The organism is Synechococcus sp. CS-603 (genome assembly GCF_977929215.1).
The window spans coordinates 1,815,111-1,830,569 of sequence record NZ_OZ376778.1 but is presented as its reverse complement, the minus strand read 5'-3'; the positions used below and the strand labels follow the sequence as shown (position 1 = coordinate 1,830,569).

The window sequence follows — 15,459 nt, the reverse complement described above, 5'->3', positions numbered from 1 at the left end:
TACATTACGGATTCTTCGACGGCGGGCGACATGCATGCCCTGTCCCTGCCCACCTGGTGGATCCACATCGCCTCGGTGCTGGAGTGGGCTCTGGCGATCATGGCGATCACCTTCTGGGGGGAGAGGCGGGATGAGCCGCAATGGCGCTGGATCGCCCTGGCCATGCTGCCGGCGCTGGTCAGCGCCATGGCGGCCTGCACCTGGCACCTGTTCGACAATCCCGATGCCCTCAAGGGCCTGGTGGTGCTGCAGGCCTTCACCACCTTGATGGGCAATGTGGCCCTCGCCGCCGCCGCCTGGAACCTGCTGCCCGCCGAGCCCCAGCCATGAGCGTGCTTCCAGATGGACAGGGTATCGCCTTGCTGGAATCCTTAGCAGCGATTGATCCTGGCCCTTTGTTCGTGATCTCGCTGCTTCCCTACCTGGCTTTCCTGCGCTGGGCGGGGCGCAGCGGGCGAATGCCACCGCTGGCCCTGCGGGGGTTCCAGTTCACCTTGGTGTTCGTGGCCGTGACGATCGTGGCCGCCGTGGTCGCTGAACAGCGCTTCGGGCAGCAGCTGGCTGATGTGGACGCCCTGCACGGCGGCGCCGAATCGTTGTTGACGATCGGCAACCTGATGATCCTGCTGGGGTTCAGTGGCGTCGGCAAGGCAGCGAAGCCGACAACAGCGCAGGCGAGCACTCCGATGAACAAGTCTTAAGCGGCCGTGACCGCCGCCCGATTCCCCCGGAAGATGGGCCGACACTCACTGCTCCGCGATGCTCGCTCCGCTCTTGGCCATGGCCCCCGCTTCATTCACCTGGTCCCCCAAGGTGGCCCTGGTGATGATCGTCTGCAACGTCGTTGCGATCGCAATCGGCAAGGCCACCATCAACGTCCCCTCAGCAGGGCCGGCCATGCCCAACCCCCAATTCTTCGGAGGTTTCGGGATTGGGGCCGTACTCGGCACCACCAGCCTCGGGCACATCTTCGGCATCGGCGTGATCCAAGGCCTCGCTTCGCGCGGCGTGCTCTGAAGTACGACGAACGCCTTGATCGGGAACGCCTTCAACGGCGCAGCGCTCAGCGCCAGCCCAGCAGGTAGGGCAAGGCTTTGAGGCCATAGCGCTCAAAGCGATAGTCGAACAGCAGGGCGGAGAGATCCTCTGCCCTGCTTGTTTGCTGGAGCCCCCGCAGCAGTCGCTCCAGCCGCCGGTCGGCCCTCTGGTCCACCAGGCCCAGCCAAGTGCGGCGGGCCAGTCGGCCACTCAATCCCCAACGCCAGCCCAGTTCCTGGCGCAAGCGCGCCGGATAGCCGTTCAGCCGGGCCGGCGAACCAGCCAGGGCCTGCCGCAGCGGATCCACCAGCAGGCGGCCACTGGTCATGGCGTGGCGGATGCCCTCGCCGCCCAGCAGGTTGGCGGTGCTGATGCCATCGCCTAAGGCCAACAGCCGACCGCGGCGATGGCGATCCCGGCGCCCGACGCTGCTGCGGATTCGGCCGCCATGGCGATCGATCACGCGAGCCTCCTCGAGGCCGCAGCGCTGCAGCAGCCTCTCCATCCAGGGCCCTAGCGCTGAGGCTCCCGGCCGAGACCCTGGCTTCTCGCCCTCCAGCCGGCAGACCCCCAGCTTCAGGCGCCCTGGCTCCATCGGGAACACCCAGCCATACCCCTGGGGCATCCAGTCGCTGCCAAGGAAGAAGCTCAGCCGCTCCGACCAGTGCTGCCAGGTGCTCAGAGGTATTTCAATCAACCATTCGGCCCCGAGTCCGCAGACCAGAGGGTCGGCTTCAGGCGCCGGTTCACCGATCAACGACCGCTGCTGACCGCTGGCATCCACCACCCAGTCGCTGGTCACCTCCAGGCTGCGGCCATCGGCCTGACGCAGCTTGGTAACCATCCTCTCCTGATCAGGCCCGCAGGCCAGGGCCTGGGTAGCCAGGCGCAGCGACCCACCCCAGCCCACACATTCCGCCGCCAACCACTGGCGCAGCGCCCCGAAATCGAGCACGACCCCCAAGGGCCGCTCGGCCTGCCAGCGCCAACGGCCGCCAGCCGGGCCATGCAGCTGCCAGCCGTTCCAGCGACTGGCCACCAGTTCAGCTGGCAAGCCGAACTGCTCGATGGCCCCGATCGGCATGGCGGCACTGCTGAAGGCAGCCCGGCGCAGATCCGGCAGCCTGTCGACAAGCAGCACATCCACCTGATGTCTGGCCAGCCCCCTGGCCAGCTCGCCACCGGCCGGGCCACAGCCCACCACCAGCACCTGGCAGCGGAGTTGCCCAACTGGGCTCAAACCGCCAACGGCTGGCGCTTGAGGGCAAGGCCGAAACGCTGACAGATGCGCTCCGCCATCTGGGGCGGGGTGAGCCCGAGGGCCTGTTTGCTCTGGTCAGGGCTGGCGTGATCCACCAGCCGGTCGGGAATGCCGATCCGCAAGACAGGCACCAACAACTCGTTGTCGTTGAGGCTTTCCACCACCGCGGCACCGAAACCGCCGGGCAAGGCCCCTTCTTCCATGGTGACCACGCGGCCGATGCGCCGGGCCAGCGGCAGGATCAGGTCTTGATCAAGCGGGCGCAGGAAGCGGGCATTGACGACCGCCGCCCGCACGCCGTCTTCCTGGAGCAGTCCGGCGGTGGCCATGGCCGGGGCCACCATGGCGCCGTAGGCGACGATCAGCAGGTCATCGCCATCGGCCAGCTGCTCACCGCGGCCGATCTCCAGCGGCTCCCAGCCTTCTTCGGCCAGGGGCACGCCCTCGCCTTCCCCGCGGGGAATGCGCAGCGCGCAGGGGCCGTTGTGGTGAATTGACGTGACCAGCATGCGTTGCAGTTCCGCCTCATCCTTGGGGGCCATCACCGTGAAGTTGGGAACGGCCCGCAGGTAGCTGATGTCGTACTGACCCTGGTGGGTGGGGCCATCGGCGCCGACGATGCCAGCGCGATCGAGCACGAAGGTGACAGGCAGCTTCTGGATGCCCACATCGTGAATCAGCTGGTCGAAGGCCCGTTGCAGGAAGGTGCTGTAGATCGCCACCACCGGCTTGAGGCCGGCGGTGGCCATGCCGGCCGCCATCGTCACGGCATGTTGCTCGGCGATCCCGACGTCGAAGTACTGGCTGGGCAGCGCCTTCTCGAGTAGGTCGAGGCCGGTGCCGGTGGCCATCGCGGCCGTGATCCCGACCACCGTGGGGTCGTGCTCGCAGAGCTTCACCAGGGTCTGGCCGAACACCTTGCTGTAGCTCGGAGGCTTCGGCTTGCTTGAGGGGAAGGCCTTGCCCGTTTTGAGATCGAACGCCGACTGGGCGTGATAGCCCACTTGGTCGGCCTCGGCGTAGGGGTAGCCCTTGCCCTTGGTGGTGGCCACATGAACCAGTACCGGCCCCTCGCAGCGGTGGGCCGCCTGGAAGGTGCGCACCATCTCGGCGATGTCGTGGCCATCGACCGGGCCCATGTAGGTGAAGCCGAGTTCTTCAAAGACAGCGCCCACCTTGGGCACCGCCAGCCGCTTCATGCTCTCTTTGAGCGTTTTGAGCTCAGTCGGCAGCTCGCCGTGCAGGAAAGGCAGATTCTTCACCGCCTCCTCAGCACTGCCGGAGAGGAACTGCAACGGCGGGCTCAGCCGCATGCGGTTGAGGTAAGTGGAGAGGGCGCCCACCGGCGGTGAGATCGACATGTCGTTGTCGTTGAGCACCACCAGCAGCCGGGTCCTGGGCAGGTGGCCGGCATGGTTAATCGCCTCGAGGGCCATGCCACCGGTGAGGGCGCCATCGCCGATCACGGCCACGCATTTGAAGTCTTCGCCGCGGCGGTCACGAGCCAGGGCCATGCCCAGGGCCGCCGAAATGCTGGTGGAGGCATGACCAGCGCCGAAATGGTCGAAGCGGCTCTCGGCGCGTTTCAGGTAGCCCGCCACCCCGCCCTGCTGGCGCAGGGTGTGGAACTGGCTGTAGCGGCCCGTGATCAGCTTGTGGGGATAGGCCTGATGGCCCACATCCCAAGCCACCCGGTCGATGTCAAGATCGAGGGTCTGGTAGAGGGCCAGGGTGAGTTCCACCACCCCCAGGCCCGGGCCGAGGTGACCACCGCTGGTGGAGACCACCTCCAGGTGTTTCTCCCGAATCTGCCTGGCAAGGGCTTCGAGTTCGCCAATGCTCAACCCGTGCAGTTGATTGGGATGGCTCAGCTCACTGAGATGCATGCCCCGCCCTGTTCTGTAACAGTCAATCTACGGGTTGCCTTCAGGGGTCGGGTCTCCTGGTCACCTTTCCTGAAGCGGCGGTTGCCACACTGGGCCTATGGACGACTATCTGCAGCGCATCCTGCGGGCCAGGGTCTACGACGTGGCGATCGAGTCGCCACTCGATCCGGCACCGAACCTCTCCCTTCGGCTGGGCAACACGGTGCTGCTCAAACGGGAGGACCTCCAGCCGGTCTTTTCCTTCAAGCTGCGCGGCGCCTACAACCGCATGGTCCACCTCTCTGCCAGTGAGCTGAAGCGGGGTGTAATCGCCGCCAGTGCCGGCAACCATGCCCAGGGGGTGGCGCTGGCAGCCTGCAAATTGGGTTGCCGGGCGGTGATCGTGATGCCACTCACCACCCCGGAGATGAAGGTGCGCGCCGTGACGGCCCGCGGCGCCGAGGTAGTGCTGCATGGCGACACCTATGACGAGGCTTACCTGGAGGCCCGGCGGCTGGAGGCCAGCCTGCAGCTCAGCTTCATCCACCCCTTCGATGATCCCGAGGTGATCGCCGGCCAGGGCACCGTTGGCCTTGAAATCCTGCGGCAGGCCTCTCCTCCCCCCGACGCGATCTACGTGGCTGTCGGCGGTGGGGGCTTGATCGCCGGCATTGCCGCCTATGTCAAGAGCGTCTGGCCCAAGGTGGAGATCATCGGGGTGGAGCCGGTGGATGCTGACGCCATGACCCGCTCGCTGGCCGCCGGCAAGCGGGTGTGCTTAGAGCAGGTCGGCCTGTTCGCCGATGGCGTGGCGGTGCGCGAAGTGGGCGTTCACACCTTCGAGCTGGCCCAGCGCTACGTGGACGCCATGGTGACGGTGAACACCGATGCGATCTGTGCGGCGATCAAGGACGTGTTCGAGGACACCCGCTCGATCCTTGAGCCCGCCGGCGCCCTGGCCGTGGCCGGCCTGAAGGCCGATGTGCAACGGCGTGGACTGCAGGGGCGCACCCTGGTGGCGGTGGCCTGCGGCGCCAACATGAATTTCGATCGCCTGCGCTTCGTCGCCGAGCGGGCCGAGTTGGGCGAAGAACGCGAAGCGATGCTGGCAGTGGAGATCCCCGAGCGCACCGGCAGCCTGCGCCGGCTCTGTGAGCAGCTCGGCCAGCGCAGCCTGACTGAATTCAGCTACCGGATGGCGGATCCCAACGTGGCCCAGATCTTTCTGGGCGTGCAGATCAGTGGCAGAAGCGACACCGAACAACTGATCGAGCAGCTGCGCAGGGGAGGATTCGCCTGCCTGGACCTGAGCCGCAACGAACTGGCCAAGCTGCACCTGCGCCACATGGTGGGCGGCCGCTTGCCCCAGGCGGTGGCCCACACCCCAGCAGATATTAGCGAGGAGCTGCTGTATCGCTTCGAATTTCCAGAGCGGCCCGGGGCGCTGATGGCCTTCGTCAGCGCCCTCCACCCCAACTGGACGATCAGCATTTTTCATTACCGGAACCAAGGCGCCGACGTCGGCCGGATCGTCGTCGGCGTTCAGGTGGCCGATGGCGAACGCGACGCCTGGCAGGCATTCCTCTCTGGACTGGGCTACCGCCACTGGGAGGAAACCGGCAATCCCGCCTATGCCTTGTTTCTCGGGGCCACCCACCGCCCGATTCCGGTGGTGGCCTGAACCAGAACAGCTGCGGTACGTTGCCGGCAGAGCTCTGCGGGTGAACTCCGGTGTCGAGCGATCAAGACCCAGGAGACAATCAGCCCGTCCCAAAGCAGCCACTGGCTGCGATACAGGCCGTAGCGCCCCATCAAGCGGGGGCAGCGGCCGAATCCATCTCCCTGGCCGCCCGGCTGGAGGCGATCCTCTACCTCAAGGGCCGGCCGGTGGCCATCAGCGAGCTGGCTGAGATCGCCAGCCGCGACCAGCCAGACGTGGTGACCAGGCAAGAGGTGGAGCTGGCCCTGATCACCCTGATGGCCGACTACGCCCACCGCGACACGGCCCTGGAGATCAGCCAGGAGGGCCCGCGCTACAGCCTGCAGCTGCGCGAGAGCCTGGGCGATCTGGTTCGCAATCTGCTTCCCGTCGAACTGAGCACCGCCACCCTGCGCACCCTGGCCACCATCGCCCTGAAAAAGCGCATTCTTCAATCCGACCTGGTGGAACTGAGGGGGTCGGGGGCCTACGACCACATCAAGGAACTGATGGCCCAGAACTTCATCGAACGGCGCCGCCAGAGTGAGGGGCGTTCCTACTGGGTCAGCCTCAGCGAGAAATTCCATCGCACCTTCGCTGTCAAAGACGAACTCCAGGAAGCCTTGGCCACCAAGCCTGTGGCCTCTCCATCAGCCTCACTGCCATCGGCTGAATCAGCTCGGCTGCCAAGGGATGGGGACAAAGCTGCATAGAGTCGGAGCCTGAACTTTGTTCTGACGAGAACCGTGTCCATTCTCAGCTCGATCTTTGCCGTCCTGGCCCAGACCCTGAGCATCTACAGCCTGGTGCTCCTGGTCAGGGTGCTGTTGAGCTGGTTCCCCAATCTTGACTGGAGCAATCCGGTGCTGGCCACAGTCAGCTCGATCACCGATCCTTACCTCAATGCCTTCCGCGGTCTGATCCCGCCCCTGGGCGGCCTTGACCTTTCCGCGATCATCGCCTTCATCACCCTCAGCCTGGCCCAGGGTTTACTCGGCAGCCTCAGCGCCTCGCTCCCCTCTGGTGGTCTCGGCTTCTGAGGCCTCAGAGTTCAAGACACATCGAGCTCCAGGGGGAGCAGCTCCTCACCGGCTTGGGCCCGCACCCGAACCGGCGCCTTGAAGCCACGGGCCTTGGCTTTGCTCACCTGCAACGGACCTGGAGTCGCTGCCGGCACCGCCAGGCGCAAAGCGAACGACATTGGCCCTGGCGGCACATCGCCGATCGAACCCACCCTGCTGCGGTTCTGCAGCACGGGCTCGCCACTGGCGTCGAGGATCTGGGCGAACAGGTCGGTGTCCACCACAGGCCTTGAGCCTGGGTTGGTCACCACCCCCCGCAGGGCATAACAACTGGCACCCACCGGGCGCTGCAGCTCGGGCTGGGCCCCGGCATCCTCGGCAGGACAAGGCTCCAGGCTGATCTCAGTGACGGCCAGATCGGCCGCCAGCGCCGGTGCAACCGGCATCACCAGCAGCCAGAAGGCCACCAACAGGGCGGTGACAAAGGCGGCCTGCAAAGGGCTGGGCAAGCCCCAGCGGGACTGTGGATTGGGGCGAGTTTGGGCAGGCATCGGATCGGGCCAGGACGGGTCAGGCCAGCAAAGATCAGGAGCAGGCTGGCCCGCTCAGGCCCATCTTCGCGGGAATCAAGATTCTGCAGTGGTTGTTCTGGAGTGGTTGTTCTGGAGTGGTTGTTCAGCGCTGATCGCCGCTGCCGCCGATCACGTTGCGCTCGGCCCGGCTGGCCAGTTTGAGCAAATTGGCGCTGGCCACCTCGGCAAGGTCGAAGCCGAACTCACTGGAGAGCTGGGCGACGTACCAGAGCACATCGCCAAGCTCCAGCTTGATGCTCTCGAGCGCCGCGTTGTCGAAGACGCCGCCTTGGTCGCGGAGGACCTTCTTGACCTTGTCGGCCACTTCACCGGCCTCACCGCACAGACCCAGGGTGGGATAAATCGGATTGGCCCCCACCTGGGGGTAACGGGCCGTTGCACGGGCCTGGACTTGGTAGTGATTGAGGTCCATCGGTTCCGTTGTTGCGGCGCACGGGCAGGACCGGATGGTAGTTTCCGCTCAACATTTGGCCCCCCCGATGGCCCAACCCGATCTGTCGCGTCGCACCAAGATCGTGGCCACCATCGGTCCTGCCACCGAATCACCCGAGCGGCTCCGCCAGTTGATCCATGCGGGAGCCACCACCTTCCGGCTGAACTTTTCCCACGGCGACCACGCGGAGCATGCCCTGCGCATCGCCACCATCCGCCAGGTGGCCCATGAGCTGGGCATTCACGTCGGCATCCTCCAGGATCTTCAAGGGCCCAAGATCCGTCTGGGTCGCTTCATCGGCGGGCCGATCACCCTGGCGAACGGCGATAGTTTCGACCTCACCTCGCGCGATGTGGCCTGCAACCAGGAGATCGCCACCGTCACCTACGACAAACTCTCCGATGAGGTGATGGCGGGCAGTCGCATCTTGCTCGACGACGGCCGGGTCGAGATGGTCGTCGACCGGGTCGACAAGCTCCAGCAAACCCTGCACTGCACCGTGGTGGTGGGCGGTGTGCTCTCCAATAACAAGGGGGTGAACTTCCCCGATGTTCAGCTCTCGATCCGGGCCCTGACCGACAAGGACCGCCATGATCTGGCCTTCGGCTTGCAACAGGGTGTCGACTGGGTGGCGCTCAGCTTCGTGCGCAACCCCTCTGACATGCAGGAGATCCGCGACCTGATCAACAGCCACGGCCACACCACGCCGGTGATCGCCAAGATCGAGAAGTTCGAGGCGATCGATCAGATCGATCAGATCTTGCCCCTCTGCGACGGCGTCATGGTGGCCCGGGGCGATCTGGGCGTTGAGATGCCAGCGGAGGAAGTGCCGCTGTTGCAGAAGGAATTGATCCGCAAAGCCAACTCGCTCGGCATCCCGATCATCACGGCCACCCAGATGCTCGACAGCATGGCCAGCTGCCCCCGCCCCACCCGCGCCGAGGTGAGTGACGTGGCCAACGCCATTCTCGACGGCACTGACGCGGTGATGCTCTCCAACGAAACAGCCGTGGGCGACTACCCGGTGGAAGCGGTGGCCACGATGGCGCGGATTGCCTGCCGGATCGAGCGTGACTATCCCAGCCGCCCCGTGGACAGCCACATGGCCAGCACCATTCCCAATGCGATCAGCCAGGCGGTGAGCACGATCGCCCGCCAGCTTCGGGCCGCGGCGATCCTGCCCCTCACCAAGAGCGGAGCCACCGCGAGGAACGTCAGTAAATTCAGGCCCTGCACCACCATCCTGGCGATCACAAGCGATGTGAATGTGGCCCGCCAGCTCCAGATGGTCTGGGGCGTGAACCCCCTGCTGATCGACGACCAGGAGTCCACCTCCAGCACCTTCACCCTGGCGATGGGCATCGCCCAGGAGCAGGGGCTGCTCAAGGAAGGGGATCTGGTGGTTCAGACCGCCGGAACCTTGTCAGGGGTGAGCGGCTCCACGGATCTGGTCAAGGTGGGGATCGTCTCAGCAGTGCTGGGTCGCGGGCTGGGGATCGGCAATGGCTCCGTCAGCGGCAGGGTGCGGGTGGCCACCAGCCCTGAGGCTGCTGCCCGCCTGGTCGACGGCGAGATTCTGGTGGTGCGCGAGACCACCGCGGACTACCTCAGCGCGATCCGTAAAGCCAAGGCGGTGATTGCCGAGGCCGCGGGCAGTGAAAGCCACGCCGCGGTGATCGCCCAGAGGCTGGGTGTGCCGGTGATCGTCGGTGTCAGCAACGCCACCACCGACCTGCGCCATGGCGAGTTCGTGACCATGGAGGTGCGCGAGGGCCTGGTGCACAGAGGCGCACGCAGCTACAACACCGCATCCGACCGGAACGGCAGGATCTGATCTTGGCCATGATGGCCGCCTGAGCCTTGCCTGACGATTGATGGCAGCAAAACTTCCCCTCTCCGAAACCGTGGGGATGGCCCTGACCACCCTCAAGGCCAATCGCCTGCGCAGCCTGCTGACCATGCTGGGCATCGTGATCGGCAACGCCTCAGTGATCACCCTGGTGGGGGTCGGCAGGGGAGCCCAGAACCTGGCGGAGAACCAGCTCAACACCCTTGGGGCCAATGTCCTGTTCATCGTGCCGGGCAGCAACGACACCCGCAGGCAAGGCATCGCCCCCCCGCGCACCCTGGTGCTCGACGATGCCGACGCCATTGCTGAACAGGTCCCCAGCGTCCGCCGCGTAGCCCCCCAGATCACCCTGAACGAGGTGGTCCAGGCCGGCTCGAACAGCGTCAATTCGTCGGTGTCGGGGATCACTCCGGAATTCCTGCCCGTGCGCCGCTTTGAGGTGGCCCAGGGGCGTTTCTTCAGCCCGGATGACATGTCATCCGCCCGCAATGTGGCCGTGATCGGCCCCGACCTGCGCGACAAGTTACTGCCGGTCGGAGCCGCCGTCGGCCAGACCCTGCGAATCCGTGATCAGTCGTTCGAGGTGATCGGCGTGATGGCTCCTAAAGGCGCTGCCTTTGGGAGCAACCAGGACGAAGCTGCCTACATCCCACTGACCACGATGGTCAACAAGTTGGGGGGACGCACCCGCTTCGGGGTGAGCCTCACCTTCATCAGCGTCGAGGCGCTCAATGAGGCCAGCACCGGAGCGGCCAAGTTCCAGATCACCAACCTGCTGCGCCAGCGCCACCGCATCCTGCGGGAGGACGATTTCGCCGTGCGCTCCCAACAGGATGCCCTCTCGATCGTGGGCTCGATCACCGGCGGCCTGACCCTGATGCTGGGAGCCATCGGCGGGGTCTCCCTGCTGGTGGGTGGCATCGGCATCATGAACATCATGTTGGTCTCGGTGAGTGAGCGCACCGCGGAGATCGGCTTGCGCAAGGCACTCGGTGCCCGCAGTGGCGATGTGCTTCTGCAATTTCTGGTCGAGTCGCTTGTGCTCGCCAGCCTTGGTGGCTTGATCGGCAGTGCTGTGGGGCTGGCCACTGTTGGGGCAGCAGCCCGCTTCACCCCATTGCCTGCAGCGATCGCGCTGAACAGCGTGGTGTTCACCGTTGGGCTCTCGGGCGGAATCGGGCTCTTCTTCGGGGTGGTGCCCGCCCGCCGCGCCGCCCGGCTCGACCCGATCGTGGCCCTGCGCAGCCTCTGAGCCAGCACAAAACCTTAAGAAGACCGATTGGTTGCCATCGCGACCAACACTCCCTGCCCATTGATGGGTTGATGAGCATTCGATGATGCTTTGTAACTGTGTCCCGCCTTCCCTGCGGTTTCCGCAACACCAGCGATCGCATGGTGATCGTGCGCTGTTGCGGTCCCCAGGAGTTTTATCTGGAGCGGGTGGTGTTCCCCTTCGAGTTGCTGAGCTTCGAAGCTCCGCTGGGCTCGGAACTGGAAATCTGGACCCATGGCCTGGGCGGGCCTGAGCTGCTGGAGACCGTGGCCGCCGCCGAACTGATGATCGAGGAAGGCGACAAACGGCCTGCTTGAACATCGATCCCCAGGCATCAGCGCCCAAGCGGCATTCAACCTGCCGCCCGTGACAGACTGAGTTGGCCAAGAGTCCAGCAGGCACCGGCACCGGCCGGCAAGTCCGGGCTTTACAATTCGTAAAATTAAAGGTCGCTCCATGAATCAGCGCTGGCGTCTGATCGCTCTCTGGCTCCTGCCGCTGGCCGTGGGGCTGTTTCTGGCCTGGCAGGTGCTCGGCAGCGCAGGTGGTGGTGGCGGTGATCGCTTCGCTCCCCAGGGGCAGGCAACGGCCGGTCCTCGTAACACGGCCGTCGCACGCATGAGCTACGGCCGCTTCCTCGATTACGTCGAAGCCGGGCGGGTCACGGCCGTCGACATCTATGACGGCGGCCGCAATGCCGTGATCGAAGCTGTCGATCCTGAACTCGATAACCGCGTCCAACGCCTGCGGGTTGATCTGCCCGGGCTGGCACCCGAGCTGATCAACACCCTTAAGCAACAGGGGATCAGCTTCGATATCCATCCCCCCAAGAACAATCCGCCAGCTTTGGGCATCCTTGGCAACCTGCTCTTCCCGCTGCTGTTGATCGGGTCGTTGATCTTTCTGGCCCGCCGCTCCTCCTCGATGCCCGGCGGTCCTGGTCAGGCGATGCAGTTCGGTAAGACCAAGGCCCGTTTTGCCATGGAGGCCGAAACCGGCGTCAAATTCGATGACGTCGCCGGCGTGGAAGAAGCCAAGGAAGACCTCGAAGAAGTGGTCACCTTTTTGAAACAGCCCGAGCGGTTCACATCGGTGGGAGCAAAAATTCCCCGTGGCCTTCTGTTGGTGGGGCCGCCAGGAACCGGCAAGACACTGTTGGCCAAGGCGATCGCCGGCGAGGCCGGTGTTCCCTTCTTCTCACTCTCAGGCTCTGAATTTGTCGAGATGTTTGTCGGAGTCGGTGCCAGCCGCGTCCGCGACCTGTTCAAGCGAGCCAAGGAGAACAGCCCCTGCCTGATCTTCATCGACGAGATCGATGCTGTGGGACGGCAGCGCGGTGCCGGAATCGGTGGCGGCAACGATGAACGGGAGCAGACCCTGAACCAGCTGCTCACCGAAATGGATGGCTTTGAAGGGAACACAGGAATCATCATCATCGCGGCCACCAACCGCCCCGATGTGCTGGATTCAGCCCTGCTGCGCCCCGGCCGATTCGACCGCCAGGTTTCCGTCGACGCCCCTGACATCAAGGGACGCCTGTCGATCCTGAAGGTGCACTCCCGCAACAAGAAGTTGGCTGAGGGTGTCTCGCTCGAAGCCATCGCGCGACGCACGCCCGGTTTCACCGGAGCTGATCTCGCCAACCTGCTCAATGAGGCGGCCATCCTCACGGCCAGGCGCCGCAAGGAAGCCACCACCCTCGCAGAAATCGACGATGCGGTCGATCGGGTGATTGCAGGCATGGAAGGCAAACCGCTCACCGATGGGCGCAGCAAACGATTGATCGCCTATCACGAGGTTGGCCACGCCCTTGTGGGCACCCTGGTCAAGCAACATGACCCCGTCCAGAAAGTCACCCTGATCCCCCGCGGCCAGGCCCAGGGCCTCACCTGGTTCTCTCCTGATGAGGACCAGATGCTGGTCAGCCGTGTCCAGCTACGCTCCCGCATCATGGGAGCCCTGGGCGGGCGGGCTGCAGAAGCCGTGGTCTTCGGCCATGCCGAGGTGACCACTGGTGCCGGCGGTGACATCCAGCAGGTGGCCGGTATGGCCCGCCAGATGGTGACCCGTTTCGGCATGAGCGCCCTGGGACCCGTGTCTTTGGAAGGTGGCAATCAGGAGGTGTTCCTGGGACGCGATCTGATGACCCGCAGTGACATCTCCGAGTCGATCTCCAAGCGGATTGACGAGCAGATCAGGCTGATTGTCGACAGTTGCTACCGCGACACCGTCGCCTTGGTGGAAAGCAACCGAGCCTGCATGGACCGTCTGGTCGAACTGCTGATTGAGAAAGAAACACTCGATGGGGATGAGCTGCGCAGCATTGTCGCCGAATTCACGGAGATTCCCGAGAAGGAGCGATTTTCTCCCCTGCTTCAGGCCAGCTAAGGCCAAGCCAGCAAAGGTGGTGGTCGTGGGGCGGAAAGCCAAGGCTTTCCGCTTGCATTGGAATTATTTTCTTAACCTATTGTTCATCAAGCTCAGTATCTTGCAAACTAATGTGGGATACGTCGCCTATCCACCTTGAGCAATACTCACTCGCCAATGGAGTCGTTCAGCCAATACCGCGGCGATGACTGGACTCCAGAACGGGTGGCCTTCCACCAGAATCTTGAGATGTTTGCCGAGAGGGTGGGGCTGATTGTCGGACTCCAAAGTAATGGCAAGGTCAGCCAAGACAATGCCTATTTAGAGATCAGACAGCTCTGGAAAGAACTCAAAGGCAGCAAGGGCCACTTGATAGACAATAAACTCGGCAAGAACAAAGGAGAGCAAACTGACTGACCCACCAGCTTGCTGTTAAAACAAGTTTGAATCAATCCAGTCCAGATCAATTCAACCCAGACCGGCTAATCTGGACTAATTTAATCTTGAATGATACTCCCAAGATGAAACGAGCTAGCCAAAGTTATAGATAATCGTGTATTTCGATCCGTTCAACTGACTGGCCGGATCGGGCGACGCTCAATCACCTTGTCGATCAGTCCGTAGGTCACGGCCTCTTCTGGTGACATGAAGAAGTCACGGTCCGTGTCTTGCTGGATCCGGTCAAGCGGTTGGCCGGTCCGCTCTGCCAACTCCCGATTCAACTTGTCTTTGAGGTAAAGAATCTCATCGGCCTGAATGCGGATGTCGCTGGCCTGGCCACGGGCGCCACCGAGGGGCTGGTGGATCATGATCCGGGAGTGGTGCAGGCTGCTGCGCTTGCCTGCGGCGCCAGCATTGAGCAGAAAAGCCCCCATGCTGGCCGCCAGTCCGACACATACAGTCTGAACATCAGGCTTGATGTGCTGCATGGTGTCAAAAATACCGAGACCGTCGTAGACAGATCCACCCGGTGAATTGACGTAGAGGTAGATGTCCTTGTCGGGATCTTCTGCTTCAAGAAACAGCAGCTGGGCCACGACCCGATTGGCTGACTCTGAGGTGACGGGCTCTCCGAGGAAAATGATCCGCTCTCGAAGCAGACGGGAATAGATATCGAAGGCGCGCTCGCCCCTGCCCGAATCCTCAATCACGATCGGGATCATCGGCAAACCATCAACACAGTGTCTCGATCTTACCGAGGCCGATCGCCGACTCGGGGTGTGCCCGGCGCTATGGTCCAGATAATCATGGGAACCAAGTGTGGGTGCCAGTCTCACCGTCGCTGACAGCAAGCGCGCTTTTCATCAGGCCTTTCCCTATGTGATTGCTCCCCTCTATCGGCGCCTGGTGGATGAGCTGCTTGTCGAGCTCCACCTGCTCAGCCGCCAAAAGGGGTTTGCCCGTGATGCGCTCTTCGCTACCGGCCTGACCCAGGTGTTCGACAGCTTTGCCAAGGGTTACCGCCCCGAATCCCTGCAAGAGCCACTGTTTGTGGCTCTGTGCGCCTCAGCTGGCTTCGATGCCGCCGAGTTCCGCCGCGAGCGGGAGGCGGCCGTTCAAATGGTCGGCAAGCACAGCCTGGAAGAGGTCAGAGGCTGGCTCTCAGCGCAGGGCGAGGGAGCACCGGAACCCATCGCCGGGGTTCTCGAGCAGGTCAAACGCCCTGATTTCCACTACTCCCGCCTGTTCGCCGTTGGCCTGCTCAGCCTGCTGCAACAAGCCCAAGGGGCAGGCAGCCTGGAGCCCCAAGCGCTGCAGGCGTCGGCCCACGAGATCAGCGCCACGATGGGCCTGCTCAAAGAGCGCGTTGATAAGGACCTCAGCCTCTACGCCGGCAATCTCGAGAAGATGGCCCAAGCCGTTGAGTTGATGGAGGAAACCGTGGCTGCTGATCGGCGGCGACGCCAGCGCCAGGCTGAGGAACTGACGGCGCGGCAAGAGGTCAGCGCCAAAGCGGCCACTGAGACCCCTGCACTCAGCGGCGAAGGAGCCGCCAGCGAAGCCAGTGAGACCAGCCCCAGCAGCGAACCTGCCGCCCCCAGCGCCAGCCGCTGAACGA

At 64.0% G+C, this 15,459-nt stretch carries 17 protein-coding genes; 12 read left to right on the top strand and 5 right to left on the bottom strand.

The window, feature by feature from the left end:
- Positions 1–30 precede the first annotated feature (30 nt).
- The 3 genes from ACXMDM_RS09635 to psaK are packed head-to-tail and all read left to right on the top strand — an operon-like array spanning position 31 to position 1,017.
- Positions 31–330: a DUF2499 domain-containing protein gene (locus ACXMDM_RS09635; RefSeq protein WP_259723126.1), complete on the top strand. Its 300-nt coding sequence runs from the start codon at positions 31–33 to the stop codon at positions 328–330.
- The gene (locus ACXMDM_RS09630) at positions 327–701 is read left to right on the top strand and encodes a DUF3593 domain-containing protein (RefSeq protein WP_259723127.1); all 375 of its coding nucleotides are present in this window, start codon (positions 327–329) and stop codon (positions 699–701) included. The genes ACXMDM_RS09635 and ACXMDM_RS09630 overlap by 4 nt, the downstream gene beginning before the upstream one ends.
- 58 nt (positions 702–759) lie before the next feature.
- Positions 760–1,017, top strand: coding sequence for a photosystem I reaction center subunit PsaK (psaK, locus tag ACXMDM_RS09625; protein ID WP_071801550.1), 258 nt, complete (start codon positions 760–762; stop codon positions 1,015–1,017).
- 46 nt (positions 1,018–1,063) lie between these two features.
- Here the strand turns inward: psaK and ACXMDM_RS09620 are convergent, their stop codons facing one another.
- Positions 1,064–2,278, bottom strand: a complete 1,215-nt coding sequence (locus tag ACXMDM_RS09620) for an NAD(P)/FAD-dependent oxidoreductase (protein ID WP_259723128.1) — start codon at positions 2,276–2,278, stop codon at positions 1,064–1,066.
- Positions 2,275–4,185, bottom strand: coding sequence for a 1-deoxy-D-xylulose-5-phosphate synthase (gene dxs, locus ACXMDM_RS09615; protein ID WP_259723129.1), 1,911 nt, complete (start codon positions 4,183–4,185; stop codon positions 2,275–2,277). Before dxs ends, ACXMDM_RS09620 begins: the two co-directional genes overlap by 4 nt.
- 97 nt (positions 4,186–4,282) lie before the next feature.
- Between dxs and ilvA the strand changes: the two genes are divergently transcribed.
- From ilvA to ACXMDM_RS09600, 3 genes are all read left to right on the top strand, one after another.
- Complete coding sequence (gene ilvA / locus ACXMDM_RS09610; RefSeq protein ID WP_259723130.1) at positions 4,283–5,845, top strand: threonine ammonia-lyase, biosynthetic; 1,563 nt, start codon at positions 4,283–4,285, stop codon at positions 5,843–5,845.
- Positions 5,846–5,946: 101 nt separating this feature from the next.
- Positions 5,947–6,576, top strand: a complete 630-nt coding sequence (gene scpB / locus ACXMDM_RS09605; RefSeq protein ID WP_499570396.1) for an SMC-Scp complex subunit ScpB — start codon at positions 5,947–5,949, stop codon at positions 6,574–6,576.
- A gap of 33 nt (positions 6,577–6,609) precedes the next feature.
- Positions 6,610–6,903: a YggT family protein gene (locus ACXMDM_RS09600; RefSeq protein WP_259723131.1), complete on the top strand. Its 294-nt coding sequence runs from the start codon at positions 6,610–6,612 to the stop codon at positions 6,901–6,903.
- Positions 6,904–6,914: 11 nt separating this feature from the next.
- Here the strand turns inward: ACXMDM_RS09600 and ACXMDM_RS09595 are convergent, their stop codons facing one another.
- Together ACXMDM_RS09595 and ACXMDM_RS09590 are read right to left on the bottom strand one after the other, a co-directional pair.
- Entirely contained in the window at positions 6,915–7,436 is a 522-nt protein-coding gene (locus ACXMDM_RS09595; RefSeq protein WP_499569501.1) for a hypothetical protein, read from the bottom strand.
- Positions 7,437–7,560: 124 nt separating this feature from the next.
- Positions 7,561–7,890 carry a nucleoside triphosphate pyrophosphohydrolase family protein gene (locus tag ACXMDM_RS09590; RefSeq protein ID WP_259723132.1) on the bottom strand — a complete coding sequence of 110 codons (330 nt, stop codon included), beginning with the start codon at positions 7,888–7,890 and terminating at the stop codon, positions 7,561–7,563.
- 67 nt (positions 7,891–7,957) lie between these two features.
- On the opposite strand from ACXMDM_RS09590, the gene pyk reads away from it, so the two are divergent.
- The 5 genes from pyk (at position 7,958) to ACXMDM_RS09565 (ending at position 13,817) form a co-directional block, all read left to right on the top strand.
- Entirely contained in the window at positions 7,958–9,745 is a 1,788-nt protein-coding gene (gene pyk / locus ACXMDM_RS09585) for a pyruvate kinase (protein WP_259723133.1), read from the top strand.
- A gap of 40 nt (positions 9,746–9,785) precedes the next feature.
- Positions 9,786–11,012: an ABC transporter permease gene (locus tag ACXMDM_RS09580; protein ID WP_259723134.1), complete on the top strand. Its 1,227-nt coding sequence runs from the start codon at positions 9,786–9,788 to the stop codon at positions 11,010–11,012.
- A 98-nt stretch (positions 11,013–11,110) separates the two neighbouring features.
- Complete coding sequence (locus ACXMDM_RS09575) at positions 11,111–11,350, top strand: DUF1830 domain-containing protein (RefSeq protein ID WP_259723135.1); 240 nt, start codon at positions 11,111–11,113, stop codon at positions 11,348–11,350.
- 139 nt (positions 11,351–11,489) lie between these two features.
- Positions 11,490–13,421, top strand: coding sequence for an ATP-dependent zinc metalloprotease FtsH (gene ftsH, locus ACXMDM_RS09570; RefSeq protein ID WP_259723136.1), 1,932 nt, complete (start codon positions 11,490–11,492; stop codon positions 13,419–13,421).
- Between the two features lie 135 nt (positions 13,422–13,556).
- The gene (locus ACXMDM_RS09565; RefSeq protein ID WP_259723137.1) at positions 13,557–13,817 is read left to right on the top strand and encodes a DUF7219 family protein; all 261 of its coding nucleotides are present in this window, start codon (positions 13,557–13,559) and stop codon (positions 13,815–13,817) included.
- A gap of 152 nt (positions 13,818–13,969) precedes the next feature.
- Here ACXMDM_RS09565 and clpP read toward each other — a convergent pair whose 3' ends face one another.
- Complete coding sequence (gene clpP, locus ACXMDM_RS09560; RefSeq protein WP_259723138.1) at positions 13,970–14,563, bottom strand: ATP-dependent Clp endopeptidase proteolytic subunit ClpP; 594 nt, start codon at positions 14,561–14,563, stop codon at positions 13,970–13,972.
- Between the two features lie 97 nt (positions 14,564–14,660).
- Between clpP and psb29 the strand changes: the two genes are divergently transcribed.
- The gene (gene psb29, locus ACXMDM_RS09555) at positions 14,661–15,455 is read left to right on the top strand and encodes a photosystem II biogenesis protein Psp29 (protein WP_259723139.1); all 795 of its coding nucleotides are present in this window, start codon (positions 14,661–14,663) and stop codon (positions 15,453–15,455) included.
- Positions 15,456–15,459 lie beyond the last annotated feature (4 nt).